General features: G+C 70.7%; 15 protein-coding genes. 5 read left to right on the plus strand and 10 right to left on the minus strand.

Annotated features, from left to right (window positions below; genetic code table 11):
* Positions 1–343 precede the first annotated feature (343 nt).
* Both AC07Q9_RS28580 and AC07Q9_RS28585 read left to right on the plus strand, forming a co-directional pair.
* Entirely contained in the window at positions 344–2,251 is a 1,908-nt protein-coding gene (locus AC07Q9_RS28580) for an ATP-binding cassette domain-containing protein (protein WP_492682903.1), read from the plus strand.
* Positions 2,252–2,357: 106 nt separating this feature from the next.
* Entirely contained in the window at positions 2,358–4,079 is a 1,722-nt protein-coding gene (locus AC07Q9_RS28585) for a phospholipase D family protein (RefSeq protein WP_495312625.1), read from the plus strand.
* Positions 4,080–4,097: 18 nt separating this feature from the next.
* On the opposite strand, the gene AC07Q9_RS28590 is transcribed toward AC07Q9_RS28585, so the two are convergent.
* From AC07Q9_RS28590 to AC07Q9_RS28605, 4 genes are all read right to left on the minus strand, one after another.
* The gene (locus AC07Q9_RS28590; RefSeq protein ID WP_495312626.1) at positions 4,098–5,024 is read right to left on the minus strand and encodes a copper chaperone PCu(A)C domain-containing protein; all 927 of its coding nucleotides are present in this window, start codon (positions 5,022–5,024) and stop codon (positions 4,098–4,100) included.
* A 32-nt stretch (positions 5,025–5,056) separates the two neighbouring features.
* Positions 5,057–7,345: a TonB-dependent receptor gene (locus AC07Q9_RS28595; RefSeq protein WP_495312627.1), complete on the minus strand. Its 2,289-nt coding sequence runs from the start codon at positions 7,343–7,345 to the stop codon at positions 5,057–5,059.
* Between the two features lie 119 nt (positions 7,346–7,464).
* Entirely contained in the window at positions 7,465–7,836 is a 372-nt protein-coding gene (locus tag AC07Q9_RS28600) for a DUF2946 family protein (RefSeq protein WP_492682909.1), read from the minus strand.
* Positions 7,837–7,847: 11 nt separating this feature from the next.
* Positions 7,848–9,104, minus strand: coding sequence for a TraB/GumN family protein (locus tag AC07Q9_RS28605; protein ID WP_495312628.1), 1,257 nt, complete (start codon positions 9,102–9,104; stop codon positions 7,848–7,850).
* Positions 9,105–9,168: 64 nt separating this feature from the next.
* Between AC07Q9_RS28605 and AC07Q9_RS28610 the strand changes: the two genes are divergently transcribed.
* Together AC07Q9_RS28610 and AC07Q9_RS28615 are read left to right on the plus strand one after the other, a co-directional pair.
* Complete coding sequence (locus AC07Q9_RS28610) at positions 9,169–9,582, plus strand: VOC family protein (protein ID WP_495312629.1); 414 nt, start codon at positions 9,169–9,171, stop codon at positions 9,580–9,582.
* A gap of 2 nt (positions 9,583–9,584) precedes the next feature.
* Positions 9,585–10,784 (plus strand): toxin-antitoxin system YwqK family antitoxin, encoded by a 1,200-nt coding sequence (locus AC07Q9_RS28615; RefSeq protein ID WP_495312717.1) that lies wholly within the window; start codon positions 9,585–9,587, stop codon positions 10,782–10,784.
* Between the two features lie 21 nt (positions 10,785–10,805).
* On the opposite strand, the gene AC07Q9_RS28620 is transcribed toward AC07Q9_RS28615, so the two are convergent.
* From AC07Q9_RS28620 to AC07Q9_RS28630, 3 genes are read right to left on the minus strand one after another with little or no spacing between them, the layout of a single operon-like run.
* Positions 10,806–11,780, minus strand: a complete 975-nt coding sequence (locus AC07Q9_RS28620) for a Bug family tripartite tricarboxylate transporter substrate binding protein (RefSeq protein WP_492744470.1) — start codon at positions 11,778–11,780, stop codon at positions 10,806–10,808.
* 4 nt (positions 11,781–11,784) lie between these two features.
* On the minus strand, positions 11,785–12,021 hold the full coding sequence (locus AC07Q9_RS28625; RefSeq protein ID WP_492744468.1) for a hypothetical protein: 237 nt from the start codon (positions 12,019–12,021) through the stop codon (positions 11,785–11,787).
* Complete coding sequence (locus tag AC07Q9_RS28630; protein ID WP_495312630.1) at positions 12,018–13,769, minus strand: FAD-dependent monooxygenase; 1,752 nt, start codon at positions 13,767–13,769, stop codon at positions 12,018–12,020. The genes AC07Q9_RS28625 and AC07Q9_RS28630 overlap by 4 nt, the downstream gene beginning before the upstream one ends.
* A gap of 83 nt (positions 13,770–13,852) precedes the next feature.
* Here AC07Q9_RS28630 and AC07Q9_RS28635 point away from each other — a divergent pair, with 83 nt between their 5' ends.
* The gene (locus tag AC07Q9_RS28635) at positions 13,853–14,650 is read left to right on the plus strand and encodes a helix-turn-helix transcriptional regulator (RefSeq protein ID WP_159279687.1); all 798 of its coding nucleotides are present in this window, start codon (positions 13,853–13,855) and stop codon (positions 14,648–14,650) included.
* On the opposite strand, the gene AC07Q9_RS28640 is transcribed toward AC07Q9_RS28635, so the two are convergent.
* The 3 genes from AC07Q9_RS28640 to AC07Q9_RS28650 form a co-directional block, all read right to left on the minus strand.
* Positions 14,637–15,764, minus strand: coding sequence for a zinc-dependent alcohol dehydrogenase family protein (locus AC07Q9_RS28640; protein ID WP_070063846.1), 1,128 nt, complete (start codon positions 15,762–15,764; stop codon positions 14,637–14,639). The two genes, AC07Q9_RS28635 and AC07Q9_RS28640, sit on opposite strands and share 14 nt — an antisense overlap.
* Positions 15,765–15,791: 27 nt before the next feature.
* Positions 15,792–16,976, minus strand: coding sequence for an ABC transporter substrate-binding protein (locus AC07Q9_RS28645; RefSeq protein WP_495312718.1), 1,185 nt, complete (start codon positions 16,974–16,976; stop codon positions 15,792–15,794).
* 172 nt (positions 16,977–17,148) lie between these two features.
* Positions 17,149–18,240: a fumarylacetoacetate hydrolase family protein gene (locus AC07Q9_RS28650; protein ID WP_495312631.1), complete on the minus strand. Its 1,092-nt coding sequence runs from the start codon at positions 18,238–18,240 to the stop codon at positions 17,149–17,151.
* Positions 18,241–18,252: the final 12 nt, after the last annotated feature.

Below are 18,252 nucleotides of genomic sequence, written 5' to 3' on the forward strand. Positions count from 1 at the left end.
AGCCGTTTCAGCGAAGCCTTCGATTATGCACTGTTTTTTCAAACCGCGTCAACTTTCGAAGACTTTCTTCACCACTCACAACCAGCACCCCTGAGAGCACCAGTCGCTTCAAACACCAGAGGTATTCAGCAGCGAAGCCCACGAGTATATGACAGATTTCGGCTCGCGCAAGCCAAGTCGGAAGAAACTTGAAGAAGACCTTTGCCGCCCACTTCGAGTCTCTTCCCTGGCTGCCAGCGTCTCTCCCAGGAGACTCCGGCCCCTTCTATATAGGGCGTCACAAAGAAGCCTTCTTCCCCAGCCGCCAGGCGCCTTCACCCGCCCCTCCGATAATCCGTGCCACATGGCACTCATCACACTCCTCGACGCGCAGCTCGCGTTCGGTCACGTCCCGCTACTGGATCATGCGGACTTCTCTCTCCTCGAATCGGAACGCATCGGCCTGATCGGCCGCAATGGCGCCGGCAAGTCGTCGATGCTCAAGATACTGGGCGGGCTGGAAAAGCCAGACGACGGCACGCTGCAACTGCAGCAGAACCTGCGCGTGGCCTACGTGGCGCAGGAACCCGCACTCGACATGGATGCGGACGTCTTCACCGCCGCCAGCCAGGGCCTGGGCGAAGTCATCGCCATCCGTGACCTGTACCTCTCCGGTGCGGACGGCCTCGACCTGGACGCCCTGCAGTCCAAGATCGAAGCCTACGACGCCTGGAACTGGGAGCAGCGCGTCGAAGAGACGCTGCACCGCCTCCACCTCGACCCCACCGCGCGCGTCGGCTCCCTCTCCGGCGGCACGCGCAAGCGGGTCGCGCTGGCCCAGGCCCTGGTGGCCGCGCCGGACGTCCTTCTACTAGATGAACCCACCAACCACCTGGACCTCGACTCCATCGAGTGGCTGGAACAGCTGCTGATCGACTTCAAGGGCAGCGTCGTCACCATCACCCACGACCGCAGCTTCCTGAACCGCGTCGCCACCCGCATCGTGGAACTCGACCGGGGCAAGCTGGGCTCCTATCCGGGCAACTTCGAGCAGTACCTCCTGCAGAAGGAAGAACAGCTCGCCCAGGAAGCGATCATCAGCGCCAAGGCCGACAAGCTGCTGGCCCAGGAAGAGATCTGGATCCGCAAGGGCGTCGAAGCGCGCCGCACGCGCAGCCAGAGCCGCATCACGCGACTGCAGGAACTGCGCGCAAGCCGCGCCGCGCGCCGCGAGGTGCAGGGCAGCGTCAACATGGACGTGGCCTCGGGCCAGTCCAGCGGCAAGATCGTGGCCGAGCTCACCGACGCCACCAAGTCCTTCGGCGAGAAGACCGTGATCCGCGGTTTCAGCGGCACCATCCTGCGCGGCGACAAGATCGGCCTGCTGGGCCCGAACGGCGCCGGCAAGACGACGCTGCTCAAGCTGATCCTCGGCGAACTCGAGCCCGACAGCGGCAAGATCCGCCGCGGCACCAACCAGCAGGTGGCGTACTTCGACCAGATGCGCGACAAGCTCGACCTCGACGCCACGCTGGAAGACTTCATCAGCCCCGGCAGCGAGTGGATCGAAATCGGCAGCCAGAAGAAGCACGTCAAGAGCTACCTGTCGGACTTCCTGTTCTCGCCCGCGCGCGCCAACTCGCCCGTGCGCTCGCTCAGCGGCGGCGAACGCAACCGCCTGCTGCTGGCGCGCCTGTTCGCGCGCCCGGCCAACGTGCTGGTGCTCGACGAGCCGACCAACGACCTGGACATCGACACGCTCGAGCTGCTCGAAGGCCTGCTGCAGGACTACGACGGCACCGTGTTCCTCGTGAGCCACGACCGCACCTTCCTGGACAACGTGGTGACCAGCACGATCGCCTTCGAAGGCGACGGCCGCTGGCGCGAGTACGAGGGCAGCGTGGAAGACTGGCTGATCCAGTCCAAGCGCGCACGCGAGATCGCCGAGCAGCGCCTCGCCTCGGCACCACCGCCGCCTCCAGCCGCCGCCCCGGCCCCGGCGCCCGCGGCTGCACCCGCCGCAGCCCCTACCGGCGGGCCCCGCAAGAAGCTCTCTTACAAGGAGCAGCGCGAACTCGAAGCCCTGCCCGCGCAAATCGAAGCCCTCGAAACCGAGCAGAAGCGCATCAGCGAAATGCTCGAGCTCGACGGCGGCGCCATCTACGCGAGCGACGCCTCCCGTGCGGTCGAGCTGAGCGAGCGCCACGCCAAGATCGACGACGAGCTGCTCGCCGCGCTGGAGCGCCAGGAAGAACTCGGCGCCGGGCGCTGAGCGTCGCCTTCCTGCGCCGATTGGCCGCCCGTCCCACCCACGGCGGGCGCCAACTCGGCTATACATGCGGCACCACCTTCCCCAGCCCCCGGAAAGACCCCGCCGCATGCCCTCTTCTTCCTTCCACGCGTTGGTCCGCCGCAGCGTCGCGCTGCTGGCGATCCTGGTGCTCGGCGCCTGCGCGCAGCTGCCGAAGGAGGTGGACCGCCCCGTCTCGACCGCGCTCGCCTCGCCCGACGGCACGGCGCTGGCCACGCTGCTGCAAGAGCGGCGGCAGGCCGACAAGGCGCGCTTCGACTCGGGCTTCGTCTTGCTCGGCGGCCCGCAGGCCGCCTACGGCAGCCGGCTGGCGCTGATCGAGAACGCACAGAAAACGCTGGACCTGCAGTACTACGCCATCCACGCCGACGCCAGCACCGGCCGGCTGGTGCGCGGGCTGCAGGCGGCGGCCGAGCGCGGCGTGCGGGTGCGCATCCTGCTGGACGACTTCCACACCATCGGCCGCGACGCGCTGGTGCTCGGCCTGGCCTTCATCCCGAACATCGAGATGCGCCTGTTCAACCCGCTCGCGGGCTCGCGCGGCACGGGCTTCAACCGCATGCTCAACGCCATCGGCGAGGTCTCGCGCATCCAGCAGCGCATGCACAACAAGCTGTTCCTGGCCGACAACGTGATGGGCGTGACGGGCGGGCGCAACCTGGGCGACGCCTACTTCGGCAATGCCATCACCGGCAACTTCGTCGACGTCGACGTGCTGGCGGCCGGCCCGATCGTGCAGGACCTCTCGCGCAGCTTCGACAGCTACTGGAACAACGAGCGCGCCTACCCCGTGCAGTCGCTGGTCTCGCGCGAAGAGTTCCAGCACATCCGTGAGCGCGCCCGCCGGGTCGACAAGGAACTCGACGACGAAGCGGCCGAGGCCCGCAACCGTTCGGAGCCGGCCGACGACAAGCCCCGCCCCGGCGCGGCGCCCACGGCCGAGCAGCGCGCCCGCGCCTGGGACGAGAAACCGCTCGACCTGCGCAGCGCCGCCTTCGTCTGGGCGCCGGCCCTGATGCTGGCCGATGCGCCCGGCAAGATCCCGGCCGACAGCGGCCCCGGCGCGATGCGCAACCCCGACCTCGTGGTGAGCCGGCCCGACATGCCCTCGCGCAACGCCGCGGCCCTGGCCGACCTGGCGTCCAGCGCGGACACGGTGGTCGAGGGCCTGCTGCAGCTGATCGGCCAGGCGCGCACCGACCTGCTGATCATCTCGCCCTACTTCGTGCCCGGCCCCGACATGCAGCAGGCCTTTGCCGCGGCGCGCGCGCGGGGCGTGCGCATCCGGGTGCTGACGAACTCACTGGCCTCGAACGACGCCCCCATCGCCCACGTGGGCTACGCGCGCCACCGCAAGGCGCTGCTCGCCGCAGGCGTCGAGCTGTACGAGCTGCGCAGCGAACAGACCAGCTTCGGCAATGTGTTCGGCTCCTCGGGCGGCAGCGGCGTGGGCGGCGAATCGCGCGCGATGCTGCACTCCAAGGTGCTGGTGATGGACGGCCGGCTGCTGGTGGTCGGCTCGATGAACCTGGACCTGCGCTCGCAGCTGCAGAACACCGAGATCGCGCTGCTGATCCGCAGCGGCGAACTCTCGCGCATGGCGGCCGAGCAGATCGAGCGCGGCATGCGCGAACGCTCGTGGCATGTCGAGCTGGTGAAGGGCGCGCTGGTGTGGCAGGCGCCCGAGGGCAGCGGCCTGCAGGACACGGACACCGAGCCCGACGCGAGCGCCACGCTGCGCTTCCTGCTGCGGCTGTTCGGGCCGCTGGCGCCGGACCAGTTGCTCTGACGGTCCGGCTCGACCAGTTCAGTGCTTGTGCTGGTGCGCGCCGCCCGCGGCGGGTGCAGCAGCGGCGGCGCCTTCGGGCGCACCGACCGGCAGCTTCAGCTCCAGCGTCGTCTTCGCGCCCTTGGCGTCCTCGAACTTCAGGGTCATGGGCACGGTCGCGCCCTTGGTCATCGCGCCCTTCAGGTCCATCAGCATCACGTGGTAGCCGCCGGGCTTGAGCTCGACGGTCTTGCCGGCCGGCAGCTCGAGGCCGCCCGCGAGTTCGCGCATGCGCATGGTGTCGCCTTCCATCTTCATCTCGTGCACCTCGGCCACGCCGGCGGCGGGTGTCGAGATGCCGACCAGCTTCGTGCCCGTGGGCGCGGTGAGCTTCATGAAGGCGCCCGTGCCGCTCTGGCCCGGCACCGACTGGCGCACCCAGGCGTCGCGCACGTCGACCGTGGCCACGCCCTGCGCGACCACGTCGAGCTTGGGCGCCGGCGTCTTCAGGCCGGCCGTGGCGGCGCCCGACGCGGGCACTTCGGCCCAGTCGACGCTGCCGACGTCGCAGTCCTGGCGCACCTTGAACCACAGCGGGCCCGGCGTGGCGGGCACCTTGCCGCGCAGCACGAACTCGCCGCGCTCGCTGCCGGGCAGCGCGTTCTGCGGCGTCTCTGCCGTCCAGCGCACTTCGCCTTCGGCGCTGCCGGCCTTGGGCGCGTCGAGCTTCCAGCCCTTGCGTGCCTGCGCGTCGGTGAGCACGAAGCCCTTGGGCAGGCGCACCGCGAGGCCGGTCGTGGCCTTGGCGCCTTCGCAGGCGTGGCCGACGCGGAAGGCGGCGTTGTACTCGCTGCCGACGGTGGCGCCGCCCGGGGGCAGGCTCACGTGGGCACCGGCGGCGCCGGCACCGGCCAGCAGGGCGCAGGCGGCGAGGGTGTGGAACGTAGGGGTCGAAGGCTTCGTCATGGCGTGTGTCCTTGGAGAGGAAAAAGTGAGGGTCAAAGGTCGAACTTGAGTTCGGCCACGAAGGTGCGTTGCGGGTAAGGGTGGAAGGCCCAGTAGGTGCGGTTGTTCAGGTTGTCGATGCCGACGGCGGCGCTCCACTGGCGGTCGATGCGGTAGCGGATGCGCGCATCGACCACGAAGAACTTCGAGAAGCCCATGTAGGCCATGCCGTTCGGGTCGCTGTTGTCGAGCGTGCCGTACTGCCGGCCGCTGTAGCGCGCGCCGACGGTGTAGCTCCACTTCGCATCGGGCCGGTAGGTGGCGAGCAGCGAGGCGCGCACCTTGGGCACGCGCGGCTGGTCGCGCCCCACGCTGGCCGGGAAGCCGCGGTTGGCGGTGATCTTCGAATCGGTCAGCGTGAGGCTGCCGCCCAGGTCCAGCCCCTGGATGCCCGCGTCGACCGTGTTGACCGCCACCTCCAGCCCGCGCGTGCGGATGGCGTCGACGTTCTGCACGGTGCTCACGAGGTTGGTGAGCGCCTGGGTGTACAGCGCGTCTTTCGTGTGCTCGAAGAACAGCGTGGTGCGCAGCACGCCGTCGACGCCCCAACGCTTGAGGTCGCGCTCGGCGCTCAGCTCGGCGGTCCACGAGCGCTCGGGGCGCAGCTCGGGGTTGGTGTTGACGATGCGGTTGCCCTCGATCGAGCCCTGGTAGAGCTCGCTCACGGTGGGCATGCGCACGGCGCGACCGACCGAGGCCTTGAAGTGCCAGTCGGGCGTGGCCTGCCAGGCGAGCGCGGCCTTGGGCGAGACGAAGCTGTTCTTGCGCGGCGCGAAGTCGAGCAGCCGCGCCGCGTTGCCGAGCTGGCCGCCGTACGCCTCCCAGCGCTCGTGGCGCAGGCCCAGCGTGGTCTTCCAGTCTTTGGCGAAGCGCCAAGTGTCCTGCACGTAGAGCGAACGCAGCCGCGTGTTGCCGTTGAAGGCGGAGAACGGCGACACGGCCGGCCCGCCGATCCAGTCGCGCGTGTTGCCGATGGCGCTGCGCAGCCGCGCGGTGTCCTGCTGGACGCCGAAGTCGACCACGTGCGCGCCCACGCCTTCGGCCGAGCCGGTGGGCCGCCAGTTGCCCGCGGCCTTGAAGGTGTGCCAGCCGGTGCCGCCCATGTCGGTGGTGCGGCCGGGGCCGCCGTAGAAGGCGCCGGGCAGCGCCGTGGTCGGCGTGCGCGAGGTGTCTTTCGCGTAGTCGAACAGGCTCGCCGCCACCTCCCAGTCGAACACGCCGCCCGTGTGGCTCTTCACCGAGAGGCCGTGCATGTAGTGCGTGAGCGCCGTCTCGGTCGGCGCGAAGGCGGCGGCCGGCGTGTCGAGGGTGTAGGTGCGTCCGCCGAGGTTCACGCGCCCGCCGTACACCGGCTGGCCGAGCGCATCGCGCAGGTAGGTGTCGGTGCTGCCGTGCGTGGTGTTGTGCCAGGCGCCCAGCGTGTAGGTGGCGCGCACGGTGGGCGAGAAGTCGTAGGCCAGCTTGAGCTTGGCCTGCTCCTGGGTGGTGTCGTAGGCGGTGGTGCCGCCCAGCAGCCACCACGGCTGGTTCGACGGGTTCAGCCCGAGCACCGCGCCGGTGACGGGCGTGCCCGCGCTGCCCACCGTGCCGGCGCTCACGAGCCGGTTGGCGAACGACAGCGACTGCCCCTTGCTGTGGGTGCGCGAGGCGCCGAGCCACCACGACCAGTCGCCGCTGCGGCTGCCCAGCGACAGGTCGAGTTGCTGGCCGCCCGGCGACGAATGGCTGTTGTACAGGTCGAAGTTCGAGGTGAAGCCGCTGAGCTTGACGTGCGCCTCGAGCTGCGTGGGCATGCGCGTCACGTAGTCGACCACGGCGCCCACCGAGTTGCCCGGGTAGGCGGCCGAGAACGGGCCGTAGAGCACGTCGACGCGCTCGATCTCGTCGGGCGACACCATGCCCCAGCGCGGCGCGAAGGTGGCGCCGTTGCCCAGCGGGTTCGACAGCATGATGCCGTCGGCGTAGACCATCGCACGCGCGCTGTTGCCCGTGCCCGAAGCGCGCGTGGCCAGCACCGCGTGGTTGAAGTCGCCGATGTAGCGCTTGCGCACCAGCAGGCTCGGCAGGTACTTGAGCGCGTCTTCGGCGTCGGTCGCGTTGACCGTCTCGGCGATCTGCTCGGCGGTCACGCCTTCGATGGTGGTGGGAATCTGCGTCGGCAGCGAGGTCGGCCGGCCGCCGCTGATGGTGACGGTGCCCAGCGCGCGGCCCGGGGCGGCCGCGGCCTCAGGCGGCGGTGGCTGCTGCTGCGCCCACACCGGCGCGCTGAAGGGAAATGCCATGGCGATCGCCAGGGCGCGGGAATGCTTTTTCAAGGGGAACCGACTCCACGAACTTCAAGCCAGGAGGACCGACTGTTGACACCCGGGGTGCGCAGACAGACAGCGATGGTATGGATCGCTCAGGCGAAGTTCGGGGGCCCGCGCGCCGGCAGCGGCGCGGCGGTGGCCGCGGCATGGCGCGCGGCAGGAATCGGTTGAAGCACGCGCCCCAGCGGCAGGGGCGCATCGAACGCGGCGGCCACGGGCGGCGGGGGCGGCGCGCCGGTCAGCACGCACAGCGGGCAGTCCATGTGCGTGGCGCCCATGTCCTGCACGCCATCTTCGGTGTGCACCACCACCTTGATGGTGCCGGCGCCGGAACACACCAGTTCCATCGCCTGCGGATGCACCACCGGCGACGCCACCGCCACGCCCAGCGACAGCACGAACCACAGCAGCACCCACCGGCCGAGGCGGCCGATCAGGCGGGGGTGGGGGCGCAACGTGTGCATGGCGGTCGCGATTATCGGCGCACTTTGCTGTTGGTGGCCTTGGGGGCGGCACGGGGTGCGGCCTTGCCTTTGGGCGCGGCAGCGGCCTTGGACGCCGGCTTGGCCCCGCCCTTCGCGGCGGCCTTCTGGCCCGTGCCCTTGGCCGCCTTCTGTCCCTTGACGTTCTTGCCACCGCGCACCGCCTTGCGGGCTGGCGGCTCGGGCGCCGCGAGCGCCGGCATCGGCAGCGCCTGCTGCGCTTGCGCCTCGGTGAGCACCGGCGTCACGGTGAAGCCGCGCGCCGCCATCAGCGTGGGCAGCCCCTGCGCGCCGACCATGTGCAGCGCGCCGACCGCGGCAAACGCGCTGCGCCCGCCCGCATGCAGGCGCTCGATGCCGTCGGCCAGCCCGGGGTTGCGGTCCTCGAGCAGGCGCTTCATGAGGCGCTGCTCGGCCGGCGTGTTCAGGCACTCGCACCACTCGGGGTAGCGCGCCAGCCGGGCCGCGTCGCTGCGCGCCCAGATGTCGGCCAGCGTCTTGAGCTGGCCGCGCAGCCGGCCCGACTCCAGCTCGTCGAGCATGGCGTCGATCTGCTCGGCCTCCTCGGCTTCGGAGCCGCCCGTCAGCCAGCGCAGCTGGTCGGCGGCGTTCTCGAGCGCGACGATCGGCTTGTTGCTGTTGCGGGCCGAGACGGCCAGCGTCTCGTCGACGCCGAACTCCGCGTACAGGCCGTCGGCACGCGCCGCCAGCGCGGTCAGCGCCGTGACCTGCAGGATGGGCGGCAGCCGGGCGGTCGAGCCCGGCGGCACACAGGCCTCGGCGTTCTGGCGCTCGAGCCGGCGGGCGCGTTCGCCGCTGAGCACGCGCGCCACCGCGGCCGGGTCGGCCGGCTGGCTCAGGGCGCGCACCGTGGCGTCGTCGCGCGAGTCGAGTTCCAGCGCGAGCGTGTCGCTCTGCGCCATTGCCCTCTGCACGGTGGGGCCGGGGCGCACCCATTCACCGCGCCCCAGGTGCAGGGTGCCGTAGAGCCACGAGGTGCGGCCGTCGCGCTCGATGCGCCACAGCAGGCCGCGGTCGATGCCGTTGCGCAGGCCGATGCCGGGCTTCTCGAGGCTGGCGATGGCCGAGGGCGGGCAGGCAGCGGCATGCGCCGCGACCGCGATGAAACAACCACCGACAGCCGCGAAGGCCTGGCGGGTCAGACGTGCAAGAAGGCGCTGGGGCGCCGGCCGGTCGGTGCCGCGCGACAGCAGGCGCAGCGGTGCGACGAGGGCTCGGAGTATCCGCAAGGCGAGCTCCATGATTAAAGAAAGTCCGGCATTCTCACAGCACCGCTGCCCATAATCCAAAACCATGCAAAGCATCTTTCACCTTGCCTTCCACGTGCGCGACCTGGACGGCGCTCGCCGCTTCTACGGCGACGTGCTCGGCTGCGCCGAAGGCCGCAGCACCGACACCTGGGTCGACTTCGACTTCTTCGGCCACCAGATCTCGCTGCATCTCGGTGAACCCTTCGCCACCACCCGCACCGGCCGCGTCGGCGATGCGATGGTGCCCATGCCGCACTTCGGCATCGTGCTCGCGCTGCCCGACTGGCAGGCACTGGCCGGGCGCCTCGAGGCCGCCGGCACCGACTTCGTGCTGAAGCCGCAGGTGCGCTTCGAAGGCCAGCCGGGCGAGCAGTGGACGATGTTCTACTGCGACCCCTTCGGCAACCCGATCGAGGTCAAGGGCTTCCGTTCGCTCGACACGCTTTACGACAAGTGACCCTGCGCCCGCCCGCTCCCGCTTTTCGGGCGCCCCGGGCGGCCGCGTCCCTCCTCGGCCCGGCCGCGATCGCATTCGCCGCGCTGCTGGGTACCCCGACGGTCCATGCGCAGCAGGAGTGCGAGCTCAACGGCCAGCGCGTGAGCCCGGCCGACGGCAACAGCACCGCCGGCAAGACCGGCCTGATGCGCTGCAAGGACCGCGGCACCGGCGAGCTGCAGCGCGAGCAGCAGGTGCAGAACGGCGTCTTCATGGGCCTGGTGCGCTTCTACGAAAAGGGCAAGCTCGCGCGCGAGCACACCGTCAACGCCAAGGGCAACATGCACGGCCGCGCGCGCGAGTTCGCGCCCGGCGGCCAGGTGCTGCGCGACGCCATGTACGACGACGGCCAGGAGCGCGGCCTGGTGCGCAGCTTCTACCCCGGCGGCCAGCTGCGGCGCGCCACCTTCTACCCCGACCGCGGCACCGAGCGCGCCATGGTCGAGTTCACCGAGCGCGGCCAGATGTCGATGCTGCGCTGCGCCGAGGCGCCCGTGCTGGCGCCGGTGGCCGACGATGCCAGGCTGTGCGGCTTCACGGGCGGGCCGTCGAATGTCGACCTGTTCGACGCACGCGGCACGCTGCGCTCGCGGCTGTCGTACCAGGCCGGCAAGCGCGTGCGCACGCAGGAGTTCTACGACAACGGCAAGCCGTCGGTGGTCGACGAGACCAGCGGCAACCGGCGCGTGGAGCGCAGTTTTTCGTCAGAAGGCGTGAAGCGGCGCGAAACCGTGTGGCTGCTGGTCGGTCGCTCGTCGATCCGCCAGCGCGAGCAGGAGTTTTCCGACCGCGGCTCGCTGGTGCGCGACCAGCGCTGGAACGCGTCGGGCGAGCCCGTGAGCGACGACAGCTTTCACCTCAACGGCCAGCCGCGCAGCAAGGCCGTCTACAGCGGCGCCGGCAGCGAGCGCACGGTCGACGTGACCGAGTTCTACGACAGCGGCCAGCGCGCCGCGCAGGGCCGCTACCTCGCGCCGGGGCGCGGCCGGCAGGTGCCCGTGGGCACGCACCAGCGCTTCAATGAAAAGGGCGAGCTGCTGGCCGAGTCGAGCTTCGACGACAAGGGCCGCGTGACGCGCGAACGCAGCTGGGACGAGAACGGCGAGCTGCAGCGCGACGACGAAGTCTTCGAGGACGGCTCCAGAAAGGCATTCACCCGTTGAGGTGAACGCCCCCCGGCAGCATCAGTCCAGCTTGATGCCGGCCTGCTTGATGATCGGGCCCCAGCGCTTCGACTCCGCGCGCGACAGCGCCGCGAACTGCGCCGGCGTGCCGGGCATCGCTTCCATGCCGAAGTCGTCGAAGCGCTTTTGCACGGCCGGCGTGCTGAAGGCCTTGTTCAGGTCGCTGTTGAGCTTGTTCACCACGGCGGCCGGCAGGCCGGCCGGGCCGAGGATGCCCTGGAACGCGAACACCTCGGTGTTGGGCACGCCCACTTCGGCCAGCGTCGGCACGTCGGGCAGGCGCTTGCTGCGCGCGCCCGAGCCGATGGCCAGCACGCGCACCTTGTTGCCCTGCATGATCGGCAGGCCCGAGGCCAGGTCCAGGAACATGCACGGCACCTGGCCGCCCATCACGTCGGCCATGGCCGGCGCCGCGCCGCGGTACGGGATGTGGGTGATGAAGGTGCCGGTGCGCGCCTTGAACATTTCCATCGCCAGGTGGTGCGGCGAACCGTTGCCCGGCGAGGCGTAGTTGACCTTGCCGGGGTTGGCCTTCACGTAGGCCAGGAACTCCTTGAAGGTCTTGGCCGGGAAGTCCGGGTGCACGACCAGCGCGAGCGGGAACTTGCCGATGGCGCCGATGTAGGTGAAGTCTTTCTCGGGGCTGAAGGGCAGCTTGCTGAACAGGTGCTCGTTGAAGGCCAGCACGGCGTTGTCGGCCGACAGCACCGTGTAGCCGTCGGGCTTGCTCTTGGCGACCAGGTCGGCGCCGATGTTGGTCGACGCGCCGGGGCGGTTGTCGACCACGATCTGCTGGCCCAGCGTCTGGCGCATGGCCTCGGCCAGCACGCGTGCGATCACGTCGGTACCGCCGCCCGCGGGGTACGGCACGACCCACTTGATGAGCTGCGCGGGGTAGTCCTGGGCGTGGGCGAAGGGGGCTGCGGCCACGGCGGCGCCGGAGGCGAGCGTGGCGAGAAGGGTGCGGCGATCCATGAGATCAATCTCCATGTTGTTGTTCGGAAGCGGACAGCGATGGTACGGGCAGCGCGCGCAACGCGTCGGCCAGCGCGGCGCGGCAGCGCGCCTCGTCGCCGACCTGCTCGAACAGCAGCAACGCGAGCCGCGCGAGGAACAGCGATTCGCGTTCGGCGCCGGCTTCGGTGATGGCGCGCGCGCACTCGGCGTACAGGCGGTCGCGGGCGTCGGGGTGGAGCGAGGGGGCGGAGGTCGTCATGCGGGAATGTCCTGTGAAGTGGCAACGGCCGCGCACGCCAGCGCGGCGGGCAGCGCACCGGCCGGCAGGCGGTGCCAGCGCGCGGCCACGTGGCCGTCGGGGCGCAGCAGGTAGACCGCGCCGTCTTGCGCGCCGAGCGCTGCGAAAACGGCGGGGGACGCCTGTGCATCGGCGCCGTCGGCACCAAAGCTAGCGATGGTGCGCACAGCGAAAGGCAAGGCGCCTTGCTGCGCCTGCGCGATGTCAACGGCAGGCAGCGGCGCCACGTCCGGCCGCAGCACCAGCAGCGTGAACACAGGGCCGATCCAGTCGGTCAGGTGACCTTGCGCGAGCGGCTGCTCGGGCATCGCCTCGCCCGGCAGCGGGCCGGCGGGCAGCGCATCGCCCGTGCTCGACAGCGCCGAACCCTCGTAGCGCACGGCCTGCGTCTGGCGCGGGTTGATGAGCTGCGCAATGCCGCGATGCGCCTCCGACAGCGACAGCGCCGCCTCGCGCAGCAGGTCGAAGCCGCGCGAGGGCGGCGACATGAACTCGGTGCTGCGCATCGCGGCCTCGGCGTTGATGTGGAAGGCCGCGATGCGCTCCTGCGAGTACGAATCCAGCAGCGCCGGGCCCGACAGGCCCTGGGCCACGAAGGCCAGCTTCCAGGCCAGGTTGTCGGCGTCGTCGAAGCCCGAGTTGAGGCCGCGAACGCCGAAGATCGGCATCGCATGCGCCGCGTTGCCCGCGAACACGACGCGGCCGTGGCGGTAACTGTCGAGCGTCATCGCACCGGCGCGGTACACCGAGGTCCACACCGTCTTCCACGGCAGGTGGCCTTCGCCGATGGCGTCGAGGTGGCGCTGCACGAACTCGGCCACGGCCGCGGGCTGCAGCGCGTCTTCGGTGCTCTGGCCGGCGCGCAGCTGGTAGTCGATGCGCCAGATGTCGTCGGGCTGGCGGTGCATCAGCACGGTCGAGCCGGGGTTCCACGGCGGGTCGAACCAGGCGCGGCGCTCGGTCGGGTGGCCGCTGTGCAGCTCGATGTCGATGATCACGTAGCGGCCTTCGTAGCCCGTGCCTTCCAGCGCCAGCCCGAGCGACTTGCGCACGAAGCTCTGGCCGCCGTCGCAGGCCGCGAGCCACTGGCCGCGCAGGCGGTAGGCGCCCTCGGCGTTGCGCACGTCGAGCGTCACGCCGTCGTTGTCCTGCGCGAGCGCGGTGAGCTCGGTGCCCCAGCGGATGTCGATAAGCCCCGGCGTCGCGGCGTTGCGGCGCTCGATCTCGTCCAGCAGGTACTGCTCGATGTAGTACTGCTCCAGGTTGATCATCGGCGGCAGCTTCTGCTGCGCGGCCTGCGGCATCTCGAAGCGGAACACCTCGGCCGTCTTGTAGAAGCTGCGCCCGACGCTCCATGGCAGGCCCTTGCCCATGAAGGCCGGCAGCGCGCCCAGGCGCTCGACGATCTCCAGGCTGCGGCGCGAGATGCAGGCCGCGCGGCTGCCCACGCAGACCGTGTCGTCGGCCTCGAGCACCACGCAGCGCACGCCGTGGTTGGCGAGCCCCAGCGCCAGCACCATGCCCACCGGACCGCCGCCCGCGATCACGACGGGGTGGCGGCCGGGCTCCATGCCGTCGGCGCCGAGCGACGGCAGCCGGGGCGCGAAGCGCGTGTAGTGGAAGGCGCCGACCGAAGGCGGCAGCGCGGTCGCGGAGGGCGGCGGCGGCACGGGGCCGGTGGCGGCGTCGGCGGTACGGGTGGTGGTCATGGAACGGGATTGTCCCGATGCACCGCCCGCGCCAATGTCATAACTTCGTAGGAGGTATTTACCCTAGTCTCCCTTCGACACCCATGAAACGCTGGCGCCTCCACCCTGCCGCCGACGCCCAGCTGTCAGCGGCCGTCGTCGGCGACGTGCTGGCGGGCATCGGCACGCCACACCTGGCGGCCAGTTGCCTGGCGGCCATGCACCGTGTGATGCCCGTCACCTTCTGCACCGTGTTCGGCGTCGACGCCACCGGCCGCATCGAGACCGTCTCGGCCGCCAGCAGCTACGGCCACACGGCCGAGCGCACCGCCGAGCGCTACGTGGCGCAGCGCTTCGACCGGCTCGACCCCCACATGGCCTGGCTGGCCGCGCGCAAGCTGCCGAAGCGCGCGCAGCTGTGGATGGGCCACCAGCACGGCGACGAGGTGGCCGACCCCGCCTACCGCGCCGCCTGCTACGGCGACGTGGGCATCCGCGAGCGCAGCTCGGTGCTGCTGCTGCGCCCGAGCGGCCAGCGCGTGGCCGTGAGCTTCTACCGCAGCCTGGCGCAGCCCGAGTTCGGCGAGACCGACTTCGGCGTCATCGCCGCCCACGCCACCCTGCTGGCCGACGCCGCCAGCGCCCACAGCCGCAGCGCGGCGGCCGTGCACGAGGCGGCCGCGCCCACCCTCGCCTCGCGGCTGTTGACGCTGAGCCTGCGCGAACGCGAGGTGATCGGCCACCTGATGGCGGGCCGCACGGCGAAGGAGACGGCGCGCGTGCTGGGCGTGGAGCTGAGCACGGTGCGCACGCATCAGTACCGGGCGTTCCGGCGGTTGGGGATTCGGACGCAGAAGGAGTTGCTGCGGGGTGCGATGCCTGCGGCCGTCACGGCATCGTGACGATCTGCCGGATGGCCTCGCCGCGCTGCAGGCGGTCGAAGCCCTCGTTGATCTCCTCGAGCTTCAGGCGCCCGGTGAGCAGCCGGTCCACGGGCAACTTGCCCTGGCGGTACAGCGCGATGAAGCGCCCCAGGTCGCGCCGCGGCACGCAGCTGCCGAGGTAGCTGCCCTTGAGCGTGCGCTCCTCGGCCACGAGGTGCCAGACCGGCGTGTTCAGCGTCTGGATGGCGGCGGGCAGGCCCACGGTCACGGTGGTGCCGCCCCGGCGCGTGACCTTGTAGGCGAACTCCAGCGCCTTGGCCGAGCCCACCATCTCGAGCGCATGGTCGACGCCGCCCTCGGTCATGTCGCGCAGCCGCTTGGCCGCATCGGGGTCGCTGGCGTTGACGCTGTCGGTGGCGCCCAGCGCGAGGGCGAAGTCGAGCTTGTCCTGCGCCAGGTCGACCGCGATCACGCGCGCGGCGCCCGCCGCCAGCGCGCCCATGAGCGCGGCCAGCCCCACGCCGCCGAGCCCCACCACGGCCACGGTCTGGCCCGGCCGCACCTGCGAGGTGTTGACCACGGCCCCGACGCCCGTCACCACCGCGCAGCCGAACATGGCCGCAATTTCCAGCGGCAGCTCGCGGTCGATCTTGTGCAGCGAGCGGCGCGACACCGTCGCGTACTCGGCAAAGGCCGACACGCCCACGAAGTGGTCCATCGGCTCGCCGCGGTACGACAACCGCCGCGCGCCGCCCAGCAACGTGCCCGCCACGTTGGCCGCGCCGCCCGGCTCGCACAGCGCGGGCCGGCCCTCGGCGCACGGCGCGCAATGGCCGCAGCTCGGCACGAACACCAGGATCACGTGGTCGCCCGGCGCCAGGTCGGTCACGCCCTCGCCCAGCGCCTCGACCACGCCGGCCGCCTCGTGGCCCAGCACGATCGGCGTGCGGCGCGGCCGGTCGCCGTTGAGGATCGACAGGTCCGAGTGGCACAGCCCCGCGGCCGCGATGCGCACCAGCACCTCGCCGGGGCCAGGCGGCGCCAGCTCGACCTCCTCGATCTCGAGCGGTCGGCTCTGGGCATAGGGCGCGGGAGCGCCGAGGCGCTGCAGGACGGCGGCACGGACTTTCATGGGGTCTCCTTGGGTTCGGTCAGGCGATCAGGACTTCGCTGCGGCAACCAGCGGGCACTTGCTCTTCGACAAGGGCTGGAAGGCCTTGTCGCCGGGGATCGTGGACAGCACCGTGTAGTAGTCCCACGGGTACTTCGACTCGGCGGGCTTCTTCACGCTCACCAGGTACATGTCGTGCACCATGCGGCCGTCGGCGCGGATCGTGCCGCCCTGCGCGAAGAAGTCGTTCACGGGCAGCGCCTTCATCTTCGCGGCCACCGTGGCGCCGTCGTCGGTGCCCGCGGCCTGCACCGCCTTCAGGTAGTGCGTGACCGCCGAGTAGGCGCCGGCCTGGATCATCGAGGGCATTTTTTTCATGCGCTCGAAGTAGCGCCGCGCCCAGGCCCGCGACTCGGGCGTGCGGTCCCAGTAGAAGCCGGTGGCGAAGGTCATGCCCTGCGCCTGCGCCAGGCCCAGCGCATGCACGTCGTTGATGAACATCAGCATCGGCACCACGCGCTGCTTCGGCGACACGCCGAACTGCCGCGCCGCCTTGACGGCATTGACCGTGTCGCTGGTGGCGTTGGCCAGCGCGATGGTGTCGGCCCCCGAGGCCTGCGCCTGCAGCACGTACGACGAGAAGTCGCTCGCGTTGAGCGGATGGAACACGCTGCCGATCACCTTGCCCTGCAGCTCGCCGACGAACTCGGTCATGTTGGCGGCCATGGCCTTGCCGAAGGCGTAGTCCACGCCGAGCAGGAACCAGGTCTTGCCGCCCTGGCGGCTCACGCCCTGCGCGGCGCCGTTGGCCAGCGCGTAGGTGTCGTAGGTGTAGTGGACCGAGGTCGGCGCGCAGGCTTCGTTGGTGAGCGCCACCGAGGCGCCGCCGGTGTTGATCGACAGCTTCTGCCGCTCGCGCGCCAGGTTGACCACCGACAGCGCGACGGCCGAGTTGTTCATGTCGAAGATGGCGTCGACGCCGTCGCGGTCGTACCAGGTGCGTGCCAGCGAGGCGCCGATGTCGGCCTTGTTCTGGTGGTCGCCCGAGACCAGTTCGATGGGCCGCCCGAGCACCTTCCCGCCGAAGTCCTCGATGGCCATGCGCGCGGCCTCGACCGAGCCGCGCCCCGCGGTGTCGGCGTACAGGCCCGACATGTCCGACAGCACGCCCACGCGCACCTTGTCGTCGCTGAGCTTTTGGGCGGCGGCCTGCCCGGCCAGCGCCATGCCCATCCCCACCCATGCGCACAACGCGCGCCCCGCCAGCTTCGGCATGCCCATGGACCTGTCTCCTTGCAGTGAACGGATCGCTGCATCCTAGGCAGCGCCCGCCGCGCAGGGTTGGGCTTTGCGGAACGGGGGCTTCCGGCCAGCCGAACGGGGAGAAACCCCGACAGGGCCCGCGTCAGCCTTCGGCGGGTTCCGGGGCGGTGCCGGTGTCGGTTCCGGCCTGCGGCTTGGTGAGCGACACCGGCGCCTCCACCGGCCGCCCCGCCGTCGACACGATCTCCTGGTCGATCGCGCCGAACAGCGAGCGCCCGTCCAGGCCCTTCATCTCGATGCGGATGGTGTCGCCGAACTTCATGAAGTCGGTGGCCGGCGCGCCGTCCTGGATGGTCTCGATGCAGCGCTTCTCGGCGATGCACGAGTAGCCCTTGGGCCATTCCATGCGGCCGTTCTTCTCGACGCCCTTGTTGCTCACGGTGCCGCTGCCGACGATGCTGCCGGCGCGCACGTTGCGGGTCTTGGCGATGTGGGCGATGAGCTGGCCGAAGTGGAAGGTCATCTCGGGGCCGGCGTCGCACAGGCCGACCTTGCGGCCGTTCCAGCTGCTTTGCAGCGCCAGGTGCACACGGCCGTCCTGCCAGGCCTCGCCGAGCTCGTCGAGCGTGACGGCCACGGGGCTGAAGGCGGTGGCGGGCTTGCTCTGGAAGAAGCCGAAGCCCTTGGCCAGCTCGGCCGGGATGAGGTTGCGCAGGCTCACGTCGTTGGCCAGCATCACGAGGCGGATGCCGTCGAGGGCTTGGTCGGGCGTGGACCCCATCTTCACGTCGCCGGTGACGACGGCGATCTCGGCCTCGAAGTCGATGCCCATGGCCTCGCTGGGCACGATCACGTCGTCGACCGGGCCCAGGAAGTCGTCGCTGCCGCCCTGGTACATGAGGGGGTCGGTGTAGAAGCTCTCGGGCACCTCGGCGTTGCGCGCCTGGCGCACCAGCTCGACGTGGTTCAGATAGGCCGAGCCGTCGGCCCACTGGTAGGCGCGCGGCAGCGGCGCCATGCACTGGGCGGGGTCGAAGGGAAAGGCGTGGCGCGCGCGGCCGTGGTTGAGGGCGTCGTACAGGTCCTGCAGCTGCGGGCTCATGAAGCCCCAGTCGTCCAGCACCTGCTGCAGCCGGCTCGCGATGCCGGTGGCGTAGTGGGCGAGCGTGAGGTCGCGCGAGACGACGACCAACTGGCCGTCGCGCGAGCCGTCCTTCAGGGTGGCGAGTTTCATGGTGCGGGCGTG

It is taken from the genome of Variovorax sp. GW821-FHT09A10, from assembly GCF_059418385.1.